Origin of the sequence: Ensifer sp. LBL (assembly GCF_050435225.1) — a bacterium.
Lineage (GTDB): Bacteria > Pseudomonadota > Alphaproteobacteria > Rhizobiales > Rhizobiaceae > Ensifer.
The window spans coordinates 35,579-60,719 of the sequence record NZ_JBNDJY010000006.1 but is presented as its reverse complement, the minus strand read 5'-3'; the positions used below and the strand labels follow the sequence as shown (position 1 = coordinate 60,719).

The 25,141-nt window shown below is 63.7% G+C and carries 20 protein-coding genes; 14 read left to right on the top strand and 6 right to left on the bottom strand.

Annotated elements, in window-relative coordinates:
* Positions 1-12: 12 nt before the first annotated feature.
* Positions 13-891, bottom strand: a complete 879-nt coding sequence (locus OKW20_RS23445; protein WP_429175954.1) for an FCD domain-containing protein — start codon at positions 889-891, stop codon at positions 13-15.
* A gap of 218 nt (positions 892-1,109) precedes the next feature.
* On the opposite strand from OKW20_RS23445, the gene OKW20_RS23440 reads away from it, so the two are divergent.
* The 9 genes from OKW20_RS23440 to OKW20_RS23400 all read left to right on the top strand — a co-directional run bounded on the left by OKW20_RS23440 (position 1,110) and on the right by OKW20_RS23400 (position 11,617).
* The gene (locus OKW20_RS23440; RefSeq protein ID WP_429175951.1) at positions 1,110-2,615 is read left to right on the top strand and encodes a UxaA family hydrolase; all 1,506 of its coding nucleotides are present in this window, start codon (positions 1,110-1,112) and stop codon (positions 2,613-2,615) included.
* Positions 2,616-2,649: 34 nt separating this feature from the next.
* On the top strand, positions 2,650-3,669 hold the full coding sequence (locus OKW20_RS23435; protein ID WP_043624271.1) for an aldo/keto reductase: 1,020 nt from the start codon (positions 2,650-2,652) through the stop codon (positions 3,667-3,669).
* Between the two features lie 167 nt (positions 3,670-3,836).
* Positions 3,837-4,826: an ABC transporter substrate-binding protein gene (locus tag OKW20_RS23430; RefSeq protein WP_043624274.1), complete on the top strand. Its 990-nt coding sequence runs from the start codon at positions 3,837-3,839 to the stop codon at positions 4,824-4,826.
* 93 nt (positions 4,827-4,919) lie between these two features.
* Complete coding sequence (locus tag OKW20_RS23425; RefSeq protein WP_429175947.1) at positions 4,920-6,473, top strand: sugar ABC transporter ATP-binding protein; 1,554 nt, start codon at positions 4,920-4,922, stop codon at positions 6,471-6,473.
* 80 nt (positions 6,474-6,553) lie between these two features.
* Complete coding sequence (locus OKW20_RS23420) at positions 6,554-7,531, top strand: ABC transporter permease (protein WP_043624277.1); 978 nt, start codon at positions 6,554-6,556, stop codon at positions 7,529-7,531.
* A 26-nt stretch (positions 7,532-7,557) separates the two neighbouring features.
* Complete coding sequence (locus OKW20_RS23415) at positions 7,558-8,580, top strand: zinc-binding alcohol dehydrogenase family protein (protein ID WP_043624287.1); 1,023 nt, start codon at positions 7,558-7,560, stop codon at positions 8,578-8,580.
* A gap of 333 nt (positions 8,581-8,913) precedes the next feature.
* A complete protein-coding gene (gene phaZ, locus OKW20_RS23410; RefSeq protein WP_043624289.1) occupies positions 8,914-10,188 on the top strand; it encodes a polyhydroxyalkanoate depolymerase in 1,275 nt (424 codons plus the stop codon).
* 146 nt (positions 10,189-10,334) lie between these two features.
* Positions 10,335-10,754 (top strand): DUF2852 domain-containing protein, encoded by a 420-nt coding sequence (locus tag OKW20_RS23405; protein ID WP_043624293.1) that lies wholly within the window; start codon positions 10,335-10,337, stop codon positions 10,752-10,754.
* A gap of 110 nt (positions 10,755-10,864) precedes the next feature.
* A complete protein-coding gene (locus OKW20_RS23400) occupies positions 10,865-11,617 on the top strand; it encodes a M48 family metallopeptidase (RefSeq protein ID WP_429119074.1) in 753 nt (250 codons plus the stop codon).
* A 25-nt stretch (positions 11,618-11,642) separates the two neighbouring features.
* On the opposite strand, the gene OKW20_RS23395 is transcribed toward OKW20_RS23400, so the two are convergent.
* A complete protein-coding gene (locus OKW20_RS23395) occupies positions 11,643-11,837 on the bottom strand; it encodes a YqaE/Pmp3 family membrane protein (protein ID WP_034801662.1) in 195 nt (64 codons plus the stop codon).
* A gap of 122 nt (positions 11,838-11,959) precedes the next feature.
* On the opposite strand from OKW20_RS23395, the gene OKW20_RS23390 reads away from it, so the two are divergent.
* The 5 genes from OKW20_RS23390 (at position 11,960) to OKW20_RS23370 (ending at position 17,158) form a co-directional block, all read left to right on the top strand.
* Complete coding sequence (locus tag OKW20_RS23390) at positions 11,960-12,634, top strand: phosphoribosylanthranilate isomerase (RefSeq protein WP_429175941.1); 675 nt, start codon at positions 11,960-11,962, stop codon at positions 12,632-12,634.
* Positions 12,631-13,851 carry a tryptophan synthase subunit beta gene (gene trpB / locus OKW20_RS23385; RefSeq protein ID WP_034801666.1) on the top strand — a complete coding sequence of 407 codons (1,221 nt, stop codon included), beginning with the start codon at positions 12,631-12,633 and terminating at the stop codon, positions 13,849-13,851. The genes OKW20_RS23390 and trpB overlap by 4 nt, the downstream gene beginning before the upstream one ends.
* A gap of 4 nt (positions 13,852-13,855) precedes the next feature.
* Positions 13,856-14,695 carry a tryptophan synthase subunit alpha gene (gene trpA, locus OKW20_RS23380; protein ID WP_043624307.1) on the top strand — a complete coding sequence of 280 codons (840 nt, stop codon included), beginning with the start codon at positions 13,856-13,858 and terminating at the stop codon, positions 14,693-14,695.
* Between the two features lie 50 nt (positions 14,696-14,745).
* Positions 14,746-15,660: an acetyl-CoA carboxylase, carboxyltransferase subunit beta gene (gene accD, locus OKW20_RS23375; RefSeq protein ID WP_429175937.1), complete on the top strand. Its 915-nt coding sequence runs from the start codon at positions 14,746-14,748 to the stop codon at positions 15,658-15,660.
* Positions 15,661-15,814: 154 nt separating this feature from the next.
* Positions 15,815-17,158 (top strand): bifunctional folylpolyglutamate synthase/dihydrofolate synthase, encoded by a 1,344-nt coding sequence (locus OKW20_RS23370; protein WP_043624311.1) that lies wholly within the window; start codon positions 15,815-15,817, stop codon positions 17,156-17,158.
* 93 nt (positions 17,159-17,251) lie between these two features.
* Here the strand turns inward: OKW20_RS23370 and trxA are convergent, their stop codons facing one another.
* The 4 genes from trxA to OKW20_RS23350 all read right to left on the bottom strand — a co-directional run bounded on the left by trxA (position 17,252) and on the right by OKW20_RS23350 (position 25,134).
* Positions 17,252-17,575 (bottom strand): thioredoxin, encoded by a 324-nt coding sequence (trxA, locus tag OKW20_RS23365; RefSeq protein ID WP_034801674.1) that lies wholly within the window; start codon positions 17,573-17,575, stop codon positions 17,252-17,254.
* Positions 17,576-17,661: 86 nt separating this feature from the next.
* On the bottom strand, positions 17,662-21,228 hold the full coding sequence (addA, locus tag OKW20_RS23360; RefSeq protein WP_429175935.1) for a double-strand break repair helicase AddA: 3,567 nt from the start codon (positions 21,226-21,228) through the stop codon (positions 17,662-17,664).
* Entirely contained in the window at positions 21,218-24,406 is a 3,189-nt protein-coding gene (gene addB / locus OKW20_RS23355; protein ID WP_429175934.1) for a double-strand break repair protein AddB, read from the bottom strand. Before addB ends, addA begins: the two co-directional genes overlap by 11 nt.
* Positions 24,403-25,134, bottom strand: a complete 732-nt coding sequence (locus tag OKW20_RS23350; protein ID WP_429175933.1) for a nucleotidyltransferase family protein — start codon at positions 25,132-25,134, stop codon at positions 24,403-24,405. Before OKW20_RS23350 ends, addB begins: the two co-directional genes overlap by 4 nt.
* Between the last annotated feature and the right edge of the window lie 7 nt (positions 25,135-25,141).

The window sequence follows — 25,141 nt, the reverse complement described above, 5'->3', positions numbered from 1 at the left end:
TCCGATAGCTGGCTATGGAATGGATTGGAGAAGGGTTTCGCGCGCCGACTGAAGGTGTCGCCGGCAGGCCTGTTCGGCCTTTGCCGGATCGTGCGAGCGCAGCGCTTCGATATAGGCGAGGTGTTCTTCCAGCGCACGGGCGTTGCGCTGGCGGGCATTCGTCTTGTTCCACTGGTAGTGATAGTGGAAGACGATCGCGATGATGTCGTAGAAATCGATGATGAAGCGGTTGCTCGATGCCTTGTGCACCAGCAGGTGAAACTGCTCGTCGAGCTCGGAGAACTCCCGGTAACGGTTGTCGATGTCGGCGAGGATGTCCCGGTGCAGGGCCTCGATTTCCCGAAGCTCATCCCAGGCCGGATGATCGTGGGGCAGGGAGACAAAGCGGGCGGCCGAGCGCAGCTCGAACATCTCGCGCACTTCCGTCAGTTCCAGCGCGAATTCGCGGGTGAAGCCTTTCAGGATCCAGTGGCTGTTCGGCCGCTTCTCGATCAGGCCGAAGCGGCTGAAGCGGATCAGGAACTCGCGCACGCTGGTCGTGCCGGTGCCAATGTCGCGTGCCAGTTCCAGTTCGTTGATCTGCATGCCCGGCTCGGCGCCACCGGCGAGAATCCGGCGCATGAAGCTGCGCTCGATAATCTCGGCGAGTGAATCCGTCTCTTCCGTTGGAAAATAATCGTCGGGCCGGGGTTGGCGCAGCACGCTCTTCTTGCGTTTGTCCCAGGCGATTAGCTGTAGTTCCTCGAAGCGGCTGAGGATCGCCCGCACCGTCGTCCGGCTGACGCCGAGCATCTGCCCGAGCTCCGGCTCGGAGGGCAGCGAGGATGTGTCCGCCAGCAGCTTCAGGCAGCGGTTATAGGCATCCTTGAAGACGGTGTTCTGTTTTGCCATGGGCGACGTCCGGATCGTTCGAAGTTTTCTGCGCTTACGCGGAACGCTCCTCTATCCCGTCGCTCCGGTTTTGTCTGCGTCTGTCATCCATATCTGTTCCTCCCAGCCGCTCCGGGGCGTCTCGGCCGTGCCGTCGATGTTTTCGCTATAATACCCATTGACGGCAATCTGTCTATTGTAGATAAAAGACAGAACGAAAATCGTGAGGGAGAAATCGGGTGTCCGCGCCGTCCACCATCCTGCTCGCACCGGAGGACAATGTTGTCGTGGCGACGCTGGCGATTGCAGCCGGCGACGTTCTGCCAAACGGCGTGCGCGCGGCGGCAAAGGTCGATGCCGGACACAAGATCGCCATCCGCGCCATCCGCTCCGGCGAACCGGTCGTCAAATACGCCCAGGCGATCGGCCGGGCGACCGCTGATATCGCGCCGGGCGACCACGTGCACGCCCATAATCTCGCCTTCGACAAGGACCGCCTGGCGATCAGCCCTCAAGGGGCGCCGGAAGCGGCAAGCGATGCCGACAGGGCGCGCACCTTCATGGGTTATCGAAGAGGGGACGGCCGCGCAGCGACGCGAAACTACATCGGGGTCGTCGCCAGCGTGAACTGTTCCACCACCGTCTGTCGCGCCATCGCCGAGGAGGCGAACAGGCGCATCTTGCCGAGGTACGAAGGCATCGATGGTTTCGTGCCGATCGTGCACGATCAGGGCTGCGGCATGTCCTCGACGGGCGATGGCATGGCCAATCTGCACCGCACGCTCGCCGGCTACGCCCGCCATGTCAATTTCGGCGGCGTGCTGATGGTCGGCCTCGGCTGCGAGGTCAACCAGTTGACGCTCTATGGCCAAAGCGGCACCGGCGCGGAGAAACGCCATTTCAACATCCAGGAAGCCGGCGGCTCGCGCCGTTCCGTCGAAAAGGCGTTGGGTATTCTCGAGGAAATAGCTGTCGAAGTCGGCAAGGAACGTCGGGTCGCTATCCCGGTCAGCGAGATTATCGTCGGTCTGCAATGCGGCGGGTCGGACGGGCTTTCGGGCATCACCGCCAACCCGGCGCTGGGTGCTGCGGTCGACATCCTTGCGGCCGCCGGCGGCACGGCGATCCTCTCCGAAACTTCGGAAATCTATGGCGCCGAGCACCTTTTGCGCAGCCGGGCAGTGAACGACGCGGTCGCGGTGAAACTCGATGGGCTGATTGCCTGGTGGGAGAACTATGTGGCGCTGCATGGCGCTTCGCTCGACAACAATCCTTCGCCGGGCAACAAACGGGGTGGCCTGACCACCATCCTCGAAAAGTCGCTCGGCGCCGTCGCCAAGGGCGGTCGTTCGCCGCTGAATGCGGTCTACCGCTACGCCGAGCGCGTGACCGAGCGCGGGCTCGTCTTCATGGATACCCCCGGCTACGACCCGGTATCGGCCACCGGCCAGGTCGCCGGCGGCGCCAATGTCATTGCCTTTACCACCGGCCGCGGCAGCTGTTTCGGCTGTCGCCCCGCGCCGTCGATCAAGCTCACCAGCAACACGGCGCTCTACCGGGCGATGGAAGAGGACATGGATATCGATTGTGGCGTGATCGCTTCGGGGGAGGCGAGCATTGCCGGGCTCGGCCGCGAGATCTTCGACCTGATCGTCGAGACCGCCTCGGGCCGCAAGACCAAGAGCGAGCTTTTCGGCTACGGCGATAATGAGTTCGTGCCCTGGCATTTGGGCGCAACGCTCTAAATACCTAAGGCATCCTGAGAGGAGGAAACGGGGAATGCAGACGAGACGGATCGGTCGAACCGACCTATCGGTGACCGAGTTTAGCTTCGGCGCTGCCGGTCTTGGCGGCCTCTACCGCGAATGCACCCGCGACTCCGCGATCGTGACCCTGGACGCTGCCTGGCAGTCGGGCATGCGCTACTTCGATGTCGCGCCTTTCTACGGTCTCGGTCTTGCCGAGCGTCGTGTCGGCGACTTCCTGCGCGACAAGCCGCGTGATCAGTTCGTGCTCTCCACCAAGGTTGGCCGTCTCCTGCATCCGGTGCCGGAAGACAAGGTGCCGGACTATTCCTACGTGAACCCGCTCAATTTCGACGTCACCTACGATTACAGCTATGACGGCATCATGCGCTCGGTTGAGTTCAGCTATGCCCGGCTCGGGCTCAATCGCATCGACATCCTCTATGTGCACGATATTGGCGTCTACACCCATGGAGCCGCTCGCAATGCGGTCTACCTCCGGCAATTGCTGGAGGGCGGCTTCAAGGCGTTGGAGGCGCTGAAATCCTCGGGAACGATCGCGGCCTATGGCCTCGGCGTCAACGAGGTGCCGGTCTGTCTCGATGTCCTGCGTGAGGCCGATCTCGACTGCATCCTGCTCGCCGGGCGTTACACGCTGCTCGACCGGTCCGCTGTCGCTGAACTGCTGCCGCTCTGCGAGAAGAAACAGACCTCGCTCGTCGTCGGTGGGGTGTTCAATTCGGGCATCCTGGCGACGGGACCGGTCGAAGGTGCGCATTTCGACTACATGCCGGCGACGGACGATATCCGGCAAAAGGTTGCCGCCATGGACGCGGTTGCGCGCGGCATGAATATGCCGCTTGCCGCACCTGCCATGCAGTTTCCGCTGGCCAGTCAGCAGGTCGCCTCGGTGCTGCTCGGCACCGCCAAGCCGCAGAGCCTGGCGCGCAACATGGCGCTCGCCGAGCACCGGTTTTCCGCAGCGGATTTCGCGGCTTTTGAACCGTTCACACTGGTCGCACCGGAGCTCGGGGACGCGCCGGTTCGGGTCTAGCGGACGGCACTAGAGCGCCGTCTGAAATGCTGTTCCGGCAGCTTGCCAAGCCGGGATTGTCGTATTAGCATTCCAATATGTTTTTTATCGATAAAAGGTCGATAAGCCAGCACCTGCGATCGATCTCCAAGAAGTGGAACACGGTGCACCAAGAGGAGAAACCTGGGATGAGCATTCTGAAAAGCAGCCTTACCCGCCGCGCCTTTACCGCCTTGGCCGGCGCCGCGATGATCGCCGGCATGTCGCCGGTCGCGTCCTTCGCACAGGACGTGACGATCCCGATCATCGTCAAGGATACCACGTCCTTCTATTGGCAGATCGTGCTCGCCGGTGCCCGCGCCGCCGGCAAGGATCTCGGCGTCAACGTGCCGGAACTCGGCGCTCAGGCCGAATCCGACATCAACGGCCAGATCAGCATTCTCGAGAACGCGGTTGCCGGTGCCCCGGCTGCCGTCGTCATCTCGCCGACGGAGTTCAAGGCGCTCGGCAAGCCGATCGACGAAGCGGCCAAGACCGTGCCGATCATCGGTATCGATTCCGCAGCTGATTCCAAGGCCTTCTCGTCGTTCCTCACCACTGACAACGTCCAGGGCGGTCGCATCGCCGCCGATGGTCTTGCCGCAGCGGTCAAGGAAATGACCGGCAAGGAAGAGGGCGAAATCGCCATCATCACCAACCTCCCGGGCGTCGGCTCGCTCGACCAGCGCCGTGAAGGCTTCCTCGATCAGATCAAGACCAAGTATCCGGGCTTCAAAGTCGTTGCGGATAAGTATGCGGACGGCCAGGCAACCACTGGCCTCAACATGATGACCGACCTGATCACAGCCAACCCCAATCTGGTTGGTGTCTTCGCATCCAACTTGATCATGGCGCAGGGCGTTGGCCAGGCGATTGCCGAAAACAAGCTCGGCGACAAGATCAAGGTGATCGGCTTCGACAGCGATGACAAGACGGTGGGCTTCCTCAAGGAAGGCGTTCTGGCCGGCCTCGTCGTTCAGGATCCCTACCGCATGGGCTATGATGGCATAAAGACGGCGCTCGCCGTCTCGAAGAAGGAGAAGGTCGAGGCGAATGTCGATACCGGTGCCAATCTGGTGACCAAGGCCAACATGGCCGAGCCGAAGATCGACGCTCTCTTGAACCCGAAGATCAAGTGACGACGGCTGCGGCGGGCTTGAGCCTGCCGCACCCGCTTGCGGCCGGAACGAGGACCGGCCGCAAGCGATCTCTGCGATGGGAGGAATGCGCAGATGACCGACTTGCAAGAGCCACGCGACATCAGAACAGAAGGACTGCATGTGGCGACGCGTCACCCGGTTCCCAAAGGCGAGCCGATCCTGGAACTGCGCGCCCTGCAGAAGAAGTATGGTGCCGTCGAAGCCTTGAAGCCCGCGTCGCTGACCTTTCTTTCCGGTGAAATTCACGCGATCGTCGGCGAAAACGGTGCCGGTAAGTCGACGCTGATTAAGCTTCTGACCGGCGTTATCAAGCGCACGTCCGGTGAAATCTTCTGGTGCGGAAAACCCGTTCAGCTCGGTACGCCGCAGGAGGCGATCGAGCGCGGTATCAATGCCGTGCACCAAGAGGTCGTACTTTGCGCCCACCTGTCGGTTGCGGCCAATATGTTTCTGGGCGACGAGATCAATCGCAACGGCCTGATGCGCAAGCGCGCGATGACCGATGCGGCACAAAACGTGCTGGATGATCTCGGCTTCAACCTGCCGGCCGGTGCCGTGCTTGGTAGCCTGACGATCGGCCAGCAGCAGCTCGTCGCCACCGCGCGCGCCGCCATGCGCGGCACGCAGTTTCTAATCTTCGATGAGCCGACCGCCTATCTCACCCGTCAGGAATCGGCCCAGCTCTTCCGGCTGATCCGAAGGCTGCAGACCGAAGGGGTGACGATCGTCTATATCAGCCACCGCATGGAGGAAGTCTTCGAACTGGCCGACCGTGTCTCGGTGCTGCGTGACGGCACCCATGTCGGCACCCGCAAGATCGGCGAGACCAACGAGGCAGAACTGATCGCGCTGATGATCAACCGCACCATCGAGCAGATCTATCACAAGGAACATTTTCCGCCGGGCGCTGTCATCGTGGAGACGCGCAACTTGAGCGGCCCCGGCTTTCAGGATGTGTCGCTGACGGTGCGCGCCGGCGAAATCGTCGGCCTCTACGGGCTGATCGGCGCGGGACGCAGCGAGTTTGCGCTCGGCCTTTATGGCCGGCATCCGCCAACGGGTGGAGAGGTCTACTGGCAGGGCCGCAAGGTGGAGATCGCCAGCGAACGTAAGGCCATGGACCTCGGCATTGCGCTTGCGCCCGAAAGCCGGCGTGACCAGGGCCTCTGCCTCAACTTGCCGATCGGCCTCAACATCAATCTGCCGGTTTTCAACCGGCTGACGCGCGGCCTGACGATCAACGGCCAGCAGGAGCGGGAAAATGCCGACCGGCAGATTCGAGACCTGAAGATCAAGACGCCGTCACGCCGGGTGCTGGCGTCGGCCATGTCCGGCGGCAACCAGCAGAAGATTGTGATCGGCAAATGGTTGAGCCACGGCGCCAAGCTTTTCATCTTCGATGAGCCGACGGTCGGGGTCGATGTCGGCACCAAGGCGGAAATCTATCGCCTTTTTGCGCGGCTTCTGGAGAACGGGGCAGGCATCATCCTGATCTCGTCCTATTTGCCGGAGGTCTACGAACTGGCAGACCGGCTGCATGTGTTCCGGCGCGGGCGGCTGGTCGCCAGCCATGATTATCACGCCGCCAGCCATGAGGAAGTGCTGACGCAGGCGATCGGCGTTTGATCACAGAGCGGGATGAGCGTGAGCGGTTTTCCGCCCGCATCCGGCTTCAAGAAGTTTTAGGGGACGCAGGGAGGAAGACGATGAGTGCGGAGACGGCGGAGAGCGGTGCAAGTGCTGCACCAAGGAAAGGTGTGAGCATCCTTTTTGGTCTCACCCTACTCGGTTTGCTTCTGTTGCTCTGGGCGGCGCTGGGCTTCGCGACCAACAGCTTCTGGACGCCCAACAACATCAGCAACCTTTTGCGCCAGGGGGCGATGACGGCGATCCTGGCAGTTGGCCAGACCTTCGTCATCATCACCGCCGGCATCGATCTGTCGGTCGGTGCCGTGGTCGGCTTCACCAGTGTTATCGTCGCCTGGCTGCTGGCCGCCGGCGTTCCGCTCTGGATTGCCATCATCCTGACGCTCGCCTTCGGTGTCCTGATCGGCGCCTTCCATGCCTTCGGCATTGTGCGTATGGGTCTGCCGCCCTTCATCATCACGCTGGCGACCCTGACGTCGCTGCGCGGCATCGGCCTCCTGATCACCAATGGCTCGACCATCTCGATCACCAATGAGGCCTTCACCAATTTCTCTCGCGCGGATTTCCTGGGCGTTCCGAGCCTGTTCTGGATGGTGATCGTGGTGGCGATCCCGGCCTATGTCTTCCTGCATTTGAGCCGTTTCGGCCGCTATCTCTTTGCGGTCGGCTCCAACAGCGAGGCGGCGCGCCTCTCCGGCGTCAACGTGCATCGCACGATCTATCTCGCCTATATCCTGTCATCCACCTGCGCCGCCTTTGTCGGCCTGCTGCTTGCCTCGCGCATCGGTATCGGCAACGCCACCCAGGCCGAAGGCTGGGAGCTTCAGGCGATCGCCTCGTCGGTCATCGGCGGCACCAGCCTGTTCGGGGCGGTCGGCTCGGTACATGGGCCGCTGCTCGGCGCATTCATCCTCGCGACGATCAACAACGGCGCCAACCTCTTGAACGTCAACTCGTTCTGGCAGCGCATCATCACCGGGGTGCTGATCATCGTTATCGTCTATTTCGACCAATTGCGTCGCCGCAGCGCCCGTTAGGCGCTGCCGTATTCGAGAGAATTGCCATGAAAGCCGTGCTCTGCCCGCAACCCGGTCGGCTGGAGGTCGTCGACCGCACGCCAATCGAAACCGTGCCGGACGGTTGGGTCCGCCTCGCCGTCAGCCATGTCGGCATCTGCGGTACGGACTACCATATCTTCGCCGGCAAACATCCGTTCCTCGAATATCCGCGGGTCATGGGCCATGAGATTTCGGCAACGGTGATGGCCGGCGGGAAAGGGACGACGATGGCGCCCGGCACGCCGGTCGTGGTCAACCCCTATCTCGCCTGTGGTGCTTGCGTTGCCTGCCGAAAGGGCAAGCCCAATTGCTGCACGGCCATCAAGGTACTCGGCGTTCACACCGACGGCGCGTTTTGCGAAGAGATCGTCGTGCCGGAGGGCAATCTTTATCCGGCGCAGGGTCTTTCGCCGGAGGCGGCCGCCACTGTCGAGTTCCTGGCGATCGGCGCCCACGCGGTCCGCCGTGCATCGACGGATGCGGGGTCACGGGCGCTGGTTATCGGTGCCGGACCGATCGGTCTCGGCACCGCGATCTTTTCCCGCATCGCCGGCCATGACGTGGTGCTCGCCGACACCAGCGCGGAGCGGCTGGACTTTGCCGCCCGCAAACTCGGCTTTGCCAAGGGCATCGTCGTGGATACCGATACGGCGGCGCGCGTTGTCGCGGCGACGGATGGAGACGGTTTCGATGTCGTCTTCGACGCGACCGGGCATGGCGGCTCGATGCAGGCGGCCTTCGCCCACGTCGCCCACGGTGGCACCCTGGTCTTCGTCAGTGTCGTCAAGGACGATATCCGCTTCTCCGATCCGGAGTTCCACAAGCGCGAGATGACGCTGGTCGGCAGCCGCAACGCGACGCGGCAGGATTTCGACCATGTCGTCGCATCGATCGCGTCCGGCCTGGTGCCGGTAGAGGCGCTGATCACCCACCGCACAACGCTGGACGGCGCGGTTGCCGATCTGCCGCGATGGGCGGAGGAAAAGACGGGCCTGGTGAAGGCTGTCATTCAAGTGGCGGCCGCGTGAACGCTGGCGGGTTTGCTGCATCGCCACAGCGATGCGCACCCCATCTTTGCCGCTGCGAGGCGCCAATTATCCCAGAAAAGGCCAGGTATTGCGGCTCGACGCACGAAAATAGCGGAAAACGGCCAGTTTCGAGCAAGCTCGTTTGCAAATCGTCAGGAATCCGGATTCATTCTGGCTTCAGGCCTTGTATCGAGGCGAGACGGGTATATTTGTTGCACTGCACAAGAAAAGTGGTAGTCTGGCAGCGATTGCGGACACCAAGACAAACAATCGCAAGCTTGCGTCCGACCGGGAGCGGCGTTGTCGTTGATTGAACCAAGGGGTACGCTTCCCATGTTCTACCAGCTCTATGAACTGAACCACGCAATGATGGCGCCGTGGCGCACGGCAGCCGACGCCATGCGGCTCGCGTTCAGCAATCCGATGAACCCCGTCTCGCACACCTATTTCGGTCGCGCCGCCGCAGCCGGTCTTGAAGTGTTCGAGCGCTCCACCCGCCGTTATGGCAAGCCCGAGTTCGGTCTTCCCGAGACGGTCGTCGATGGTCAATCGGCTTCGATTTACGAGCGCATCGTCTGGCGCGCGCCGTTCTGCAACCTCATTCATTTCGAGCGTGCCTTGCCCAAGGGCCGCGCGCCCGATCCGAAGGTGCTCATCGTCGCGCCGATGTCCGGCCACTATGCGACGCTGTTGCGCGGCACGGTGGAAGCCCTGCTGCCGCATTCCGACATCTATATCACCGATTGGATCGATGCCCGCATGGTGCCGCTCAGCGAAGGCACCTTCGATCTCGACGATTACATCGACTACGTCATCCAGATGCTGCATTTCCTCGGGCCTGACACCCATGTGATCGGCGTCTGTCAGCCCGCGGTGCCCGTGCTTGCTGCCGTCGCATTGATGGAAGCTGCCGATGATCCGCTGTCGCCGGCGACGATGACGCTGATGGGCGGACCGATCGACACCCGCATCAACCCGACAGGCGTTAACCAGCTCGCGGAAGAGCGTTCGATCGAATGGTTCCGTGACAATGTCATCATGCCGGTGCCGTGGCCGCAACCGGGTTTCATGCGCATGGTCTATCCGGGCTTCCTGCAGCTCTCCGGCTTCATGTCGATGAACCTCGACCGGCACCTGATCGCCCATAAGGAGTTCTTCGCCCACCTGGTGAAGAACGACGGTGACGCCGCCGAAAAGCACCGCGACTTCTACGACGAATATCTCGCGGTCATGGACCTGACGGCCGAATTCTACCTGCAGACGGTGCAGGTGGTGTTCATGCAGCATGCGCTTCCGAAGGGCGAGATGATGCATCGCGGCAAGCGCGTCGACACGACGGCGATCAAGAAGGTGGCGCTCCTGACGGTCGAAGGCGAGAACGACGATATCTCCGGTGTCGGTCAGACCCAGGCGGCGCAGACGATCTGCACCAACATCCCCGACCACATGCGCCTGCATTACATGCAGCCGGATGTCGGCCACTACGGCGTCTTCAACGGCTCGCGCTTCCGCCGCGAAATCGCGCCGCGCATCGTCGCTTTCCACCGCGAGCACGCGCGCCACGCAAAACCGGTGAAGCAGCTGATCAAGGGCGGCAAGTCGGCCTGATCTCGGCGGCACGGCCGTTTTGACTGCGTAGAGTCAAGGGTTTGTCCGATTCCGGGGGAGGGCGTCTTGCAGAGCCAAGAGCGCCTTCCCACATCGTTTTCATCGGGCCGCATGGGCGGCCCGGATGATTGCGAGGAATCCTGAAGATGAACCAATCTGCAATGATCCGTCCGGATTGGACGCCCGCGACCATCGCCCTGATGGTGCTTGGCTTCGTGGTCTTCTGGCCGCTCGGCCTGGCCATGCTCGCCTACATTCTCTTTGGCGAAAAGCTCAAGACGTTCAAGAAAGACGCAAACGATACGGTGGATGGCATGTGCTCGGCTTTCAAGCGCGGCGGCCGCCGTTCCAACTGGACGCATCGCACCGGTAACGTCGCCTTCGACGACTGGCGCGAAGCCGAACTTACCCGTCTCGACGAGGAACGCCGCAAGCTCGACGAGATGCGCGAAGAATTCGACAGCTATGCGCGCGAGCTTCGCCGCGCCAAGGACCAGGAAGAGTTTGACCGCTTCATGCGCGACCGCAAGAACGGCGGCTCGGGCCCGATTGTCGAAGCCCACTGACCTGACGAAACCGCTTCCGGCGTTTCACATGAAACGCCGGATCACTTTTGGCACGCACCCCAACCTGTGAACTGTAGGCGAAAGCCCCGCGAATCGGTTAGAAAGCCTGCATGTTCCCTTCCTTCAAGCGGCGCATTCAACCTGCACCACCCGCAACGACGCGGCAGATCGAGGTCGCCGGCAAGTCCCTGCCGCTGACGATCAAGCAGAACGCGCGCGCGACGCGCATGACGCTGCGCATCGAGCCGGGCGGCCGGGCCCTGAAGATGACGGTGCCGCAGGGCCTCCCCGAGCGAGAGGTCAACGCCTTCCTGACACGACACCAGGGCTGGCTGATGACCAAGCTCGCCCGCTTCTCCGGCGAGAGCCAGATCGAGGAGGGCGGTTCCATCCTCATCCGCGGCATCGCCCACCGCATCGAGCGCACCGGCAAGATCCGCGGGCTCACGGAAGCGATCGTGATCGATGACGAACCGGTGCTGCGCGTCAGCGGCGGCGAGGAACATCTCAACCGGCGAATCGTCGATTTCCTGAAGAAGGAAGCCCGCCAGGATCTCGACCGGTTGGTGGCGATCTACACCGGCCGTATCGGCCGACGGGCAAAGTCGCTGTCGCTCAAGGACACGCGCAGCCGCTGGGGATCATGCTCGGCCGACGGGGCGTTGAGTTTCTCCTGGCGCATCGTCATGGCGCCGCCGAAGGTCATCGCCTATCTCGCGGCGCATGAAGTGGCGCATCTGCAGGAAATGAACCACGGCCCGAACTTCTGGGCGCTCTGCGGCAGATTGTGCCCCGATACGGAGGACGCCAAGCGCTGGCTCCGCCGCAACGGCACGATGCTTCACGCGATCGACTTCGATTGAATCCTGGAGGGCGATGAGCGGCTCGTTATGCGCGGTGGCGCAACGCTTCGCGGATCTTCTCGTCGGTCTTGTATTGGCTGAGCGCATAGACCGACCAGATCGCCGCCGGTACCCAGCCGATCAGCGTCAGTTGCAGGATCAGGCAAATGAGGCCGGCAAAGGGGCGGCCGATGGTAAAAAACTGCAGCCAGGGCAGGATAAGCGCGAGCAACAGGCGCATCAGCGCGCCTGCCGCGCAAGGGGCCCACACCCGGCGAAGGACGGGTGCAGGGGCGCTGAGTGACCGCTTTTGCGTCGGTTTTTGGCTCGACTCGCGCGGCATTTCATGCAAGGTCGCTTCTCATGAAAACCCAAGTGAAGATATGCGGGCTGAAGACCGCGGAAGCGGCGGAGCGTGCTGTCGCGCTCGGCGCATCCCATGTCGGCTTCATCTTTTTCCCGAAGAGCCCCAGGAACATCGAGCCTGACGATGCCGGCCGCATCGCCGACAGGATTCGCGGCCAGGCAAAGATCGTCGCCGTCACCGTCAATGCCGACAATGACGAGCTCGACGAAATCGTTTCGGCGCTCAACCCGGATATCCTGCAGCTTCATGGCAGCGAGGACGGGGAGCGGCTGCTGACGGTTAAGGCAATGTACGGCCTTCCCGTCATGAAGGCCCTTTCGGTGCGCGAAGCATCGGACCTTGAAAAGATCGATGCCTATATCGGCATCGCCGATCGCTTCCTCTTCGATGCCAAGCCGCCAAAAGGGTCCGAATTGCCCGGTGGCAACGGCGTTTCCTTTGACTGGAAGCTGCTCGATGCGCTTGACGGAAGCGTCGATTACATGCTTTCCGGTGGTCTTAACGCCGACAACATCGGCGAGGCCATGGCGCAGACCAGCGCGCGTGCCATCGATATCTCCTCCGGCGTCGAGAGCGCGCCGGGCGTCAAGGATCTGAAGCTCATGGAATCGTTTTTCAATGCCGTTCGCCAGGCAGAGGCGGGCATGCCACGGTCAGGGAGCAGGACGTGAACCAGGCGCCAAAGTTGAATTCCTTCCGGGGTGGCCCGGACGAGGACGGCCGTTTCGGTATCTTCGGCGGTCGCTTCGTGGCCGAAACTCTGATGCCGCTGATCCTCGATCTCCAGAACGAGTGGGACAACGCGAAGAACGACCCGGCCTTCAAGGCGGAGCTGGAGCATCTCGGCGCGCATTATATCGGCCGCCCGAGCCCGCTCTACTTCGCTGAACGGCTGACGGCGGAGCTTGGCGGCGCCAAGATCTACTTCAAGCGCGAAGAGCTGAACCACACCGGTTCCCACAAGATCAACAATTGCATCGGCCAGATCCTGCTCGCCAAGCGCATGGGCAAGACGCGCATCATCGCTGAGACCGGCGCCGGCCAGCATGGCGTGGCCTCGGCAACCGTCGCCGCCCGCTTCGGCCTGCCCTGCGTCGTCTACATGGGCGCGACCGACGTCGAGCGCCAGGCGCCGAACGTTTTCCGCATGAAGCTCCTGGGCGCCGAGGTAAAGCCGGTAACGGCCGGCAGCGGCACGCTCAAGGATGCCATGAACGAGGCGCTGCGTGACTGGGTCACCAATGTCGACAACACCTACTACCTGATCGGCACGGCTGCCGGCCCGCATCCCTATCCGGAGATGGTCCGCGATTTCCAGGCCGTCATCGGCCAGGAAGCCAAGGAGCAGATGCTCGCTGCCGAAGGCCGGCTGCCGGATCTCGTCATTGCCGCCGTTGGCGGTGGCTCCAACGCGATCGGCATCTTCCACCCGTTCCTCGATGACGAGAGCGTCAAGATCGTCGGCGTCGAAGCCGGCGGCAAGGGCATCGAGGGCGACGAGCATTGCGCCTCGATCACCGCCGGTTCGCCCGGCGTGCTGCACGGCAACCGCACCTATCTGCTGCAGGACGGCGACGGTCAGATCAAGGAAGGCCATTCGATTTCGGCCGGCCTCGATTATCCCGGCATCGGCCCGGAACATGCCTGGCTCAACGATGTCGGCCGCGTTGAATACGTGCCGATCATGGACCACGAAGCGCTCGAAGCCTTCCAGACGCTGACCCGTCTCGAAGGCATCATCCCGGCGCTCGAGCCGTCGCATGCGCTTGCCGAGGTGATCAAGCGCGCGCCGAAGATGGGCAAGGACGAGATCATCCTGATGAACCTCTCCGGCCGTGGCGACAAGGACATCTTCACCGTCGGCAAGTTACTGGGAATGGGGCAGTAAGATCATGACCGCACGCATGGACAAGCGATTTGCCGATGTCGCGGCCGAAGGACGTCCGGTCCTCGTCACCTATTTCATGGGCGGCGATCCGGATTTCGAAACATCGGTTTCGATCATGAAGGCGCTGCCGAAGGCCGGCGCCGACGTCATCGAACTCGGCATGCCGTTCTCTGACCCGATGGCCGACGGCCCGGCGATCCAGTTGGCTGGCCAGCGCTCGCTGAAGGGCGGCCAGACGCTTGAAAAGACGCTCGAAATCGCCCGCCGCTTCCGCGAGGACGACGAGCGCACGCCGATCGTACTGATGGGCTATTACAACCCGATTTATATCTACGGCGTCGATCGCTTCCTGACGGATGCGCTTGTCGCCGGAATCGACGGCCTGATTGTCGTCGACCTGCCGCCGGAAATGGACGACGAGCTTTGCATCCCGGCGTTGGAAAAGGGCATCAACTTCATTCGCCTGGCGACGCCGACCACGGACGACCGTCGCCTGCCGAAGGTGCTCGAAAACACCTCCGGTTTCGTCTACTACGTGTCGATGAACGGCATCACCGGATCGGCTCTGCCCGATCCGTCGTTGATCGGTGGCGCCGTCGGGCGTATCAAGGCACACACCAATCTGCCCGTTTGCGTCGGTTTCGGCGTCAAGACGGCGGAACATGCAAGGGCCATCGGAGCATCTGCCGATGGTGTGGTCGTCGGTACGGCGATCGTCAACCAGATCGCGTCGAGCCTGACCGAAGAGGGCAAGGCGACCGATGCGACGGTTCCGGGTGTCGAAGCGCTGGTGAGAGGGCTCTCGGCAGGCGTGCGGTCCGCACGTCTCGCAGCAGCCGAATAATTGCCTATATTAGCGCGCACAACCCGAAGGAAATCTTCAGGAGTTACTAAGTGAACTGGATCACAAACTACGTTCGGCCGAAGATCAACTCGATGCTGGGCCGCCGGGAAGTTCCGGAAAATCTCTGGATCAAGTGCCCGGAAACCGGCGAGATGGTGTTCCACCGCGATCTCGAGGAAAACAAGTGGGTCATCCCGCAGTCCGGCTTCCACATGAAGATGCCGGCCAAGGCGCGGTTGAAGGACCTGTTCGACGGCGGCATTTTTGAAGCGTTTCCGCAGCCGAAGGTTGCCCAGGATCCGCTGAAGTTCCGCGATTCCAAGAAGTACTCGGACCGTCTGCGCGACAGCCGTGCCAAGACCGAACTGGAAGACACGATCGTTGCCGGTCTCGGCCGCGTCCAGGGCGTCAAGCTCGTTGCCGTCGTGCACGAGTTCAACTTCATCGGCGGCTCGCTCGGCATGGCTGCCGGCGAGGCGATCATCAAGGCCTTCGAGCGGGCAATTTCCGAGAAGTGCCCGCTGGTCATCTTCCCGGCTTCGGGCGGCGCCCGCATGCAGGAAGGCATCCTGTCGCTGATGCAGCTGCCGCGCACCACCGTTGCCGTCAACATGCTCAAGGAAGCCGGCCTTCCCTATATCGTCGTGCTCACCAACCCGACCACCGGTGGCGTTACCGCATCCTACGCGATGCTCGGCGACATTCACATGGCTGAGCCGGGCGCTGAAATCGGGTTTGCCGGCAAGCGCGTGATCGAGCAGACCCTGCGCGAGAAGCTGCCGGAAGGTTTCCAGACGTCGGAATACCTGCTGGAGCACGGCATGGTCGACATGGTCGTCAAGCGCCATGACATTCCCTCGACGCTCGCCCGGGTCCTGAAGATCCTGATGAAGAAGCCGGCCGAAGCCTCCAAGCTCAACGGCGGCACGCAGCCGGCGGCACTGCCGGTCGCTGCCAGCGCCTGAAGCGCCGCGTCGGCTGAACTGTATAGAACAAAATGATGCATCTCCGCGATATCTTGTGTGCGGGGATGCTGCAACTCAGGGCGTTACAGCGATCGGTAGACGGCCTATAGGGCGCGCGCTGTAGCAGCCGAGCGTGTCGGGGCGGGGTTAAGAGATGGCAGCGGTGGAAGCCAGCGAAGCGGGCTATGAGATCGAAAAACTTCTCGCCCTTCACCCCAAGGGCTTCGACCTGTCGCTGGACAGGATCACCCGGCTTCTCGCAGCACTCGGCAATCCGCAGGACCGCCTGCCGCCGGTGATCCATGTCGCCGGCACCAACGGCAAGGGCTCGGCAACCGCGTTTTCTCGGGCGATCCTGGAAGCGGCCGGCCTCAGTGTTCACGTCCATACCTCGCCACATCTCGTCAACTGGCACGAGCGCTATCGCCTGGGCGTCAAGGGCGGCAAGGGGAAGCTCGTCAGCGATCCCGTTCTCGCCGATGCCGTGCGTCGCGTTGCTGAAGCCAATGGCGGCGAGAAGATCACCGTCTTCGAAATCCTGACCGCCGTTACCTTCGTGCTCTTTGCCGAGCATCCAGCCGATGTCGCGATCATCGAGGTCGGCCTTGGCGGCCGTTTCGATGCGACCAACGTCATTGCCCGTCCGGCCGTCTCGGTCGTCATGCCGATCTCGCTCGACCACCAGGCCTATCTCGGCGATCGGGTGGAGCTGATTGCCGCCGAAAAGGCCGGCATCATGAAACGCGGCTGCCCCGTGGTCATCGGCCAGCAGGAGGAAGAGGCCGCTCGTGACGTACTGGTCTCGACGGCGGAGCGCTTGGGTTGCCCGATGTTCGTCTACGGCCAGGATTTCATGGCGCATGAGGAGTTCGGTCGCCTCGTCTATCAGGACGAGGGCGGGCTCGCCGACCTGCCGCTGCCGAAGCTGCCCGGGCGCCACCAGTATGCCAATGCCGCCGCGGCGATCCGCGCGGTACGGGCCGCCGGTTTCGATGTGTCAGAAGCGGCGATCGAGCGTGGTCTTGCGGGTGTCGAATGGCCCGGACGCCTGCAGCGGCTGACCAGCGGCAAACTCACGCATTACGGTCCGGTTGGCGCGGAAATCTGGGTCGATGGCGGCCACAATCCCGGTGCCGGCCAGGTGATCGCCGAGGCGATGGCGACCTTCGAGGAGCGCGAATCGCGACCCTTGTTCCTGATCATCGGCATGATCAACACTAAGGAGCCGATCGGCTACTTCCGCGCTTTCCTCGATCTCGCCGAACAGGTCTTCACCGTTCCGATCCGCGGCTCCGATGCTGGGCTTGATCCGGTGGCGCTTGCCAGCGACGCCGCATCGGTCGGCTTCGAGGCGTCCGCGGTCTCGTCCGTCGCCGAGGCGCTGACGATCATCTCCAATCTGGTCGACGAAGACCCGGCGCCGCCGCGCATCCTGATCGGCGGCTCGCTCTATCTGGTGGGTGACGTGCTTGCTGACAACGGCACGCCGCCGAAGTGATCAAGGTCTGGCTCAGCCAGCCCGCTTCCAGATCGGAGACAAGAAAAAAGCCCGGCATGCCGGGCTTTTAATATTCTCAGCGGTGAATCCGCCTTATGCAACCGCCGTGGAGATCCACGAGGACAGAGCCGTCTTCGGAGCGGCGCCAACCTTGATGTCGGCCACTTCGCCGGCCTTGAACATGGCGAGCGTCGGGATCGAGCGAACGCCGTACTGGGCGGCCAGTTCCGGGTTTTCGTCGATGTTGAGCTTGGCAACCTTGACCTTGCCGGCGAGTTCGTTCGAGATTTCCTCGAGGCTCGGCGCGATCATCTTGCACGGGCCGCACCATTCAGCCCAGAAATCGACAACCACCGGCTCGGCGGAGTTCAGCACTTCCTGCTGAAAATTGGACGTATCGACCTTTACAGTAGCCATAGGCTGCTCCTTGCGTTCGGAATGTCAGTATCCAGATGTTGTGTCTCATGTGAGAAGGCACCGCTGGATTTTCAATATCGGGTATCTCACTTTGTCGCGAGGTCTTCAAGGCTCCTGTCGAGCGCTTGATTGGGAACGACGTGGATTGCCGGCCCCTCGGTGAAGATCAGCACGCATCGAAACGCATGCGCCGGATAAAGCGGCTGCAGGAGGGCGCGGTAGATTGCAAGCTGCGCCGTGTAGGCGAAGGGAATGTCGCCGGGCGATGTCGGCACCTGCCGGTTGGTCTTGAAGTCGGCAATCGTCACGACGCCGTCGCCGACGGCCAGCCGGTCGATCCGGCCGGAAACCGCGTGCTCGCGCTTGCCGAGCGTCAGCGTGCCCATGACCGAAACTTCGGCCCGGCTGCTCGCCGAGAACACTGCGCCGAGATCCGGATGGGCGAGCACCGTTTCGATGCTGGCGATCAGTGCGGCGCGCTGTGCCGGCGGCCAGCTGGGCACGGATCGTTCGAGATAGCGTTCGGCCGCGGCCCGGCGATCGTCTTCCGCCATCGAGGGCAGAACCTGCAGCAGGCGGTGCAGGATGGCGCCCCGCAGCATTGAGAGATTTGCCGGCGCCTTTTCCGAGAAAAGAGCCGAACCGACGAGCGCATCGCCGTCATCCTCGTCGACCGCAATGCCGACGCCGGAAGGGGTGAGCGGGCGCGGCAGCCGCTTTTGCGGCGGCAACGGCGTCGAAAGCGCCTTCGGCAGCGTGGTTACGGTGCGGCCGGAATCGGCCGAGCGCGCATCGCCGGAGGGCAGATCGCGCTCGAGCTGTTTGTCGCGCCAGGCATGGCCGGACCATTCCTCGCCGCCGGCATGGAAGCTGGTCGGGTGGCCGCGACCGCTTTCATCTCCGGCAAGGCTCGCCTGAACCATGGCATGCCATGTATCGGCAACGGCCCGCTGGCCGCGATAACCGCAGACAATCAGGCGGTCGGCGGCGCGGGTCATGCCGACATAGAGCAGGCGACGATATTCCTCCTCGGCCAGCGTCTTCAGCCGCTCGCCGTCGGCAGTGATGAGCGAGTTCGATTCCGCGCCCGGCGCGCGCCACACCGGAAGCGGCAGGACGCTGCCGTCCCTTTGTGCGAGTTCGAGGAAGCGGAGCGAAGGCACATGCTGGTTGCTGAACGCCGCGCCGCCGCCATCGGCAAGGAAGACGACTGGCGCTTCCAGGCCCTTGGCCGCGTGCACCGTCATGATCCGGACTTCGTCGCGTTCCTTGTCCTGCTCGCGCTTGACCGTCGGTGCTTCCATTTCCAGCGTCGAGACGAAGGCTTGCAGGCCGGGCAGGCCGCTCCGCTCCTGGTCGAGTGCGAAGGTGAGGAACTCGTCGAGAATGTCGCTGACCTCGGTGCCGAGGCGCGCGAGAAAGGCGGCGCGGCCGCCATGCACGCCGAGGACGCGGGCGTAAAAATCATGCGGCGCTAGTTGGTTGGCGAGCGCCATGTAGGATTTCAGCGTTCGCGCCGTCTGGTGAAACAGGATGCCGTCATCGGCTTCGTGCTGCAGCCGCTGCCAGAGGCTTTCGCCCTCGCCGCGCCGGGCCGCGAGTTCGAACAGCGCGTCCTCGCCGAGGTTGAACAGCGGGCTTTTCATCAGCGCGGCCAGCGACAGGTCGTCCTGCGGCAAAAGCACGAACCGCCCGAGGGCGAGCAGGTCCTGCACGGCAATATGCTTGGTGAGCACCAACCGGTCGGCGCCGGCGACGGGAATGTTGTTGCGGCGCTTGAGCGCTCTCGTCAGCGCGTTGACAAAGGCGTCGCGTTTGCGAACCAGCACGATGACGTCGCCCGGCCGCATGGGCCGGCGAACACCCTTCTCGACGATCGTCTCCTTGCCGATCCAGCTTTCCAGCGTGGCCGCGATCCGCCGGGCGAGGATATTGACCGGCGCGCTCTCCGGTGTCGCGTCGAAGGCGGCGGTCCATTCCTCGTCCGTATCCACCGGTTCGGCGGCGATCACGTCCCAGATGTCGACGGCGCCGGGATGACCGATGCGGTTCGAAGCATGCACCACCGGCTCGCTGCGGGCGCTGAGGCCTCGCGAATGCGCCGGATTGGCAAAGACGGCGTCGACGGCCGAAAGCACGTCGACGGTCGAGCGGAAGGAGAGCTGCAGGCGGATGGGCTCGAAAGCCTTGCCGCCGTCGCGCACCCTGCGTTCGGTCTCCTGGCTCTCGCGCGAAAACCGCTCCGGACGCGCACCCTGGAACGAGTAGATCGACTGTTTCTCGTCACCGACGGCAAACATCGTGCGGGCCGCACCGCGTGCGCTCTCGCCCGAGAAGAAATCCGAAGCCAGTGCTTGGATGATCGTCCACTGCGCCGGGCTGGTGTCCTGCGCTTCGTCGACGAGGATATGGTCGATGCCCTGATCGAGCTTGTAGTGCACCCAGGCGCTGACATCGCCGCGGGCAAAGAGCGCTGCCGTCCGGTTGATCAGGTCCTCGAAGTCGAGCTGGCTGCGCCGCCGCTTCAGTTCCTCATAGTCGGCATTCAACCGCTCGGCGAGCGTCAACGCCGCCAGCGTCGCCTCGAACATGCGGAGGATGCTGATGTGATCGATGCAGGCGACGACATGGCGGTAGGCCTCGTCCACGAGGTCGATGAGATCGGGGGCTGCCTGCTGCATCGCCTTGTTGAGGAAGGCGGATTGCGCCCGCGGCTTGCCGGTGCCGGTGAAGAACAGATGACGCAGGCCGTCATAGCGTGCGCTGAGGTCCGTCATCTTCGAAACGGTCCGCAGTCCCTCCGCGAAGTCGAGTACCTTCGTGCCGCCGACGCTGGCGGCGAGCGAGAAGTACCGTTCGAGCGCCGCGCCGTTCAGACCCGCCAAGGGCCAGATCGTCGCCATGGCGCTGTCGGCGCTTTCCCCCGGGACTAGCTTCAACGCCCGGCGCAGCTCGGCCTCGGTACCGCCGAGCCCGTCGGCGTGTTCGAGGAAAGCCTGGATCGCAGTTCGGTTTCCGACGATCGCGGCCAGCAGTTTTTCCAGGCCGGTGTCGTCGGCGATGTCGAGCACGGTGGCAAAGGCGTGGGCAAGGGCCGGATCGTCCTTGGCCGCGGTCGCGGTCAGCAGCAGCCGGCGCGCATCGGCCAACAGAACCGCAGCCGCGCGATCGTCGAGTACCGAGAAATGGCCGGCGACATTGGCCTCCAGCGGGAACTGGTGCAGCAGCGCCTCGCAAAAGGCGTGGATCGTCTGGATCTTCAGGCCGCCCGGGGTCTCCAGCGCGCGGGCGAACAGACGCCGCGCCTCCTGCAGCTTCAAACGCCCGGGCCGTTCGCCCTCGATCGCCTCGATCCGCTTTTCCAGCGTCGCGTCGTCGAGCGTTACCCATTCAGCCAGCCGCTCGAAGACGCGGTTCGACATTTCGGACGCCGCCGCCTTGGTATAGGTGAGGCAGAGGATCGCCGAGGGGCGGCAGCCGGCAAGCAGCAGCCGGATCACCCGCTGGGTCAGCACATGGGTCTTGCCGGAGCCGGCATTGGCCGACACCCAGGCGGAGCGGTCCGGGTCCGAGGCCAGCGACTGCCGTCGCGAGGTCCAGTCGAGCCAGCCCTGAGGCGTCGCCTGCTCGGGGCCGAGGCTGTCATCCCTCATCGCCATCCTCCTCTTCGCTGTCGGCCGTCGACCATTCGGCCACGCGCGCCAAATGGTCGTATTCGCCGCCGTAATCGCGCTCCTTTTGAACAATCACGCGCGAGGCAAAGCCATGTTTTCCGGAGAGCAGCGCAGCCAGCAGCTTCCTGAGTTCGGCAAGCGACTCGTCTGCAAGTTGGTCGGCCGACTTCGTCTCCTTCGACTTGCTGCCTTCGTTGTTGACCGCTTCCGATTTGAAGCGCGCACCGGGCTTGAGCCGGACATAGAGCAGCGACTGCGGATGGCTGGGCGGCATGTCCTTGAAGGCGCCGGCCTTGAGCGCGGCCGCTTCCAGCGCCAACTGCGGGTCGAGCAGCACGCGCGCTTCCTTGGTCGATGGGCTGGAGCCGGTCTTGTAGTCGATGATCTCGACGCTGCCGTCGGTCAGCGTATCGAGCCGGTCGGCAATGCCGGTCAGCCGCATGTCGGCGACGCCGAGCTCCATCGATGCCGCGACTTCGGTGCGCGATCGGCGGATGAAGCGTGCGCGTTCGCGCTCCCATTTGATGAAGGCCAAACCGACGGCCGCGAAGCGTGGACGCCAGATCGTGTCGATATGGGTGGGCAGTCGCGCCTCGTTAAAAGCCTCGTTCAGCAGCCGGTGCATGACGTCTTCGGCCGACGGTGACATCAGATCGACGCCGGAGCGCACGAAACGCTCGACGATCTGGTGGTAGAGCGTGCCGCGCTCGGCCGGACCGGGGTCGCTGTTGAATGGCAGCAGCGGGTGCAGCCGAAGAATGCGTCGCGCATAGATCGCATAGGGGTCGCGCCGCAGCCGCGACACTTCGCTGAAGGAGTATTTGCGCGGCTGCAGGTCTGCCGGTGGTTTGGGGGCGGGGCGCTCGGCCAGCGGCTGGCGGCTGCCATCGTCCAGCATGCGGGCCCAGGCGAGATAGTCGGCGCCGTTGGCGTGCAGCACTTGCGTCAGCCGCTCGCCGCCGAGCGCCAGCAGCCGCTGCAGCCAGCGCGAGGCGACGGTCGGTGCAGCGCCCTGGCGCATCGAGCGGGTGAAGATCAGCCGCCTTGTGCCGCAGGCCATCTGGAAGTCGTGCGCAAGCTGGCCGATGCGTCGTTCCGGCGGCTCGAGACCGATGCCGGTCTTCATGGTGCGCGAAAGGAAGGGATCGTTTGCGGTCTGGCCCGGCCAGTTGCCCTCGTTCAGGCCGCCGAGAACCACCAGGTCCATGCTCTGCAGGCGCGATTCCAGCGCGCCGAAGATGAACACCCGCGGATGGCGCATGGAGCGCGGTTTGACCGAGGCGCTTGCCGACAGTGCCTCGACGACATCGCACCATTGCGGCCCGTCCGCAGTCATCTGGCCGTCGGTTTCGATGATGCCGCGAAGGAGGGTTGCGAGCGTATCGGCGGCCTCGCCGGACCAGAGCCCACCGAGGTCGCCGCGCTCATCGGCGCAGGCTGCTTCCAGGGCCTCGCCGGTGCGCATCGCCCAGTCGGCAAAGCTGAACTCGTCCGAGAACACGCGGCTGCCGTCCCGGCTGCGCGTCAGCGCGGAAGCAAGCGGTGCGACCGCGAGACTGATCTTCGCCGCCACGTCGCGGGCGGCCTGAAGCGCGTCATCACCGATGCCGATGCGCCATTCGGGCGGGTGGCGATCGGCCTTGTGCTGGACGATCGCCACGTCGAGCACAGCTTCGAGGGCCAGCAGATCGATTGTCGCGGTGCTGCCGCGCAGTGCCATGCGTTCCAGCGCGTCGGCCCCTTCGCGCATGCTGTCGCGGGAAAGCCCGAAGCGCGCCAGCGGATGCTTGAGCAGCGCGACGAAGGGCACGGGATCGCCGGGGCGCAGGCAGGCTTCCAGCAGCAGCCGCAGCAGGCTGCCCTGTGGCGTCGCGGTAAGAGGCGTGCCGGCGGAATCGTCGGCCTCGATGCCGAAGCGGGCAAGCTCGGCGCCGACCCGCCGTGCGAGGTTGCGGTCGGGCGTGATCAGCGCCGCCTGGCTCTCGTCGCTGCCTTCGAGCGCGAGCCGCAAGGCGACCGCGACCGCGGCCGCTTCCTCGCGCTCGTTGGCGGTTTCGATGAGCGCTGCATCCTCGAAAGCCCTCTGCAGCAACACCGGATCCAGTTCGCTGCGCATCTCGGTCCAGGCATTGGTCGCCTTGGCCGGCAGAAGTGCGTGCGACAGGATCTCGGCGCGGACGTCGAGATCAGCCTCGGCGCTGGCCAAGGTGATTACGTCGGGCCGCAGAACGGCCATGCGCTTCAGCAGCCGGTAGAAGCCGTATTGCGGGTGGCTGCGGCTTGCCGGGTCCGGCCTGCCGTCAAGGGCGGCATCAGCGACGATCATGTCCCATTCGGCCTCGCTCATCGTCTGGTCGAGGCCAGGCAGTACGATCGTGCCATTGGGCAGCTTCTGCACGGCGGCAATAAGCGCTGCCGTTGCGGGAATGGAGCCGGTCGAGCCGGCAATGATGATCGGTCCCTCGATCTTGCCGCCGGCGATGCGCTGCGTCTCGGCCTGCAGGATGGCGTTGCGGTGGCGCGCGGGCGAGGATTGTTTCAACTCCTCGAGCCGCTCCGGCCAGTAGCTACGGGCGATCTTCAGGAATTCGAGCGTCAGCTGCCACCAGAGCGCGTGTTCGCCGGCATCGAGTTTGTCGAGCTTGTCCCAGTTGAGCTCTTCCGTCTCCATCGCATCGATGAGGTCGGCAAGGTTGCGCGCAAGCCAGATCGCATCGGCGGGACTTGCCGGTGCTATCAGCGGGCTCTCCGCATGGATGTCTAGCACCACCTTCGGCAGCCGGTTGCGCCAGGCGAGGATCAGCCGGCCAAGCTCGATCAGGCGTGCGGTGCCGGGAAGGGGCGGAGCCAGATCGAGGATCGCCGGCACCTCGGCATCGAAGAATCCGCTGTCGTCTTCGGTCTCGCCGAGCGCCTTGATGGTGGGCAGGATGGTGGAGCGGCCGCCGAGCAGGTCGACGAACTCGGACCGGAGCACACGGGCCGAGCGCCGCGTCGGCACGAAGATCGTCACGCCCGCGAGCGGCAGGGGATCGGCCGGGTCGTAGCGGAAGTCCGGGGTCAGGCTACCGTCACAAAGCTTTTCGGCGAGCGTCTTCAGGAAGGGGAGACCCGGCGGGATCGTGAAGACGTTGGACCGGCGGCCACGCACGCTCATCCCTCCGGCTGGTGGCGGCGGATCGCCGCCTCCGCTTCGCCGATTGCCTCGGGTGTTCCGACCGTCATCCAGTGACCGTCGAGCAGCAGGCCGTAAAGACGGCCCTCTTCGGCGGCGCGATCGAAATAGATGTTGAGATTGAAGGCGTCGTCGGGCGCGTCGGCAAAGAGCCGGGAATGAAGCGCGATTGCGCCGGCATAGACGACCGGGTTCGGCAGGCCTTCGGCGTAACGCGTGAGCTTGCCGTCGTCACCCAGCGAGAAATCCCGCTTGCCGTTGTGGCCGGTCGTATCCTCGTCGCGCACGCACAGGAGCAGCATATCCATGCGCTCCGCGTCGAAGGCGGCGGCGAGGCGCGTCAGGTTGCTGGGCTTGCCCTTGGGCTCGCCGACCCAGAAGAGATCGGCATTCATCACCAGAACCGGACCTTCCGGCAGCAGTTTCAGCCCCTTGGCGAGACCGCCGCCGGAATTCATCAGTGCCTCGCGCTCGTCCGAGATCACGATCTCCGGGGCACTGCGTCGGCTGAGATGGTCTTCCATCTGGTCGGCGAAATGGTGAACATTGACCGCGGCCGTGCTGACACCGGCCTCCACCAGGAGGTCCAGGACGTAGTCGATCATCGGCTTGCCGGCGATCTCGACGAGCGGCTTCGGCATCGTGTTGGTGATCGGACGAAGACGGGTGCCGAGGCCCGCGGCGAGCACCATCGCATTGCTGATCGACATTGATTCT

Coding starts and splice junctions, on each gene's coding strand:
- OKW20_RS23425 (WP_429175947.1), top strand. CDS start 4,920: ATGACCGACTTGCAAGAGCCACGCGACATCAGAACAGAAGGACTGCAT.
- OKW20_RS23395 (WP_034801662.1), bottom strand. CDS start 11,837: ATGCGCCTGTTGCTCGCGCTTATCCTGCCCTGGCTGCAGTTTTTTACC.
- OKW20_RS23390 (WP_429175941.1), top strand. CDS start 11,960: ATGAAAACCCAAGTGAAGATATGCGGGCTGAAGACCGCGGAAGCGGCG.
- OKW20_RS23400 (WP_429119074.1), top strand. CDS start 10,865: ATGTTCCCTTCCTTCAAGCGGCGCATTCAACCTGCACCACCCGCAACG.
- trpA (WP_043624307.1), top strand. CDS start 13,856: ATGACCGCACGCATGGACAAGCGATTTGCCGATGTCGCGGCCGAAGGA.
- OKW20_RS23435 (WP_043624271.1), top strand. CDS start 2,650: ATGCAGACGAGACGGATCGGTCGAACCGACCTATCGGTGACCGAGTTT.
- OKW20_RS23350 (WP_429175933.1), bottom strand. CDS start 25,134: ATGTCGATCAGCAATGCGATGGTGCTCGCCGCGGGCCTCGGCACCCGT.
- addB (WP_429175934.1), bottom strand. CDS start 24,406: ATGAGCGTGCGTGGCCGCCGGTCCAACGTCTTCACGATCCCGCCGGGT.
- addA (WP_429175935.1), bottom strand. CDS start 21,228: ATGAGGGATGACAGCCTCGGCCCCGAGCAGGCGACGCCTCAGGGCTGG.
- OKW20_RS23420 (WP_043624277.1), top strand. CDS start 6,554: ATGAGTGCGGAGACGGCGGAGAGCGGTGCAAGTGCTGCACCAAGGAAA.
- OKW20_RS23415 (WP_043624287.1), top strand. CDS start 7,558: ATGAAAGCCGTGCTCTGCCCGCAACCCGGTCGGCTGGAGGTCGTCGAC.
- trxA (WP_034801674.1), bottom strand. CDS start 17,575: ATGGCTACTGTAAAGGTCGATACGTCCAATTTTCAGCAGGAAGTGCTG.
- OKW20_RS23430 (WP_043624274.1), top strand. CDS start 3,837: ATGAGCATTCTGAAAAGCAGCCTTACCCGCCGCGCCTTTACCGCCTTG.
- OKW20_RS23370 (WP_043624311.1), top strand. CDS start 15,815: ATGGCAGCGGTGGAAGCCAGCGAAGCGGGCTATGAGATCGAAAAACTT.
- OKW20_RS23405 (WP_043624293.1), top strand. CDS start 10,335: ATGAACCAATCTGCAATGATCCGTCCGGATTGGACGCCCGCGACCATC.
- OKW20_RS23445 (WP_429175954.1), bottom strand. CDS start 891: ATGGCAAAACAGAACACCGTCTTCAAGGATGCCTATAACCGCTGCCTG.
- phaZ (WP_043624289.1), top strand. CDS start 8,914: ATGTTCTACCAGCTCTATGAACTGAACCACGCAATGATGGCGCCGTGG.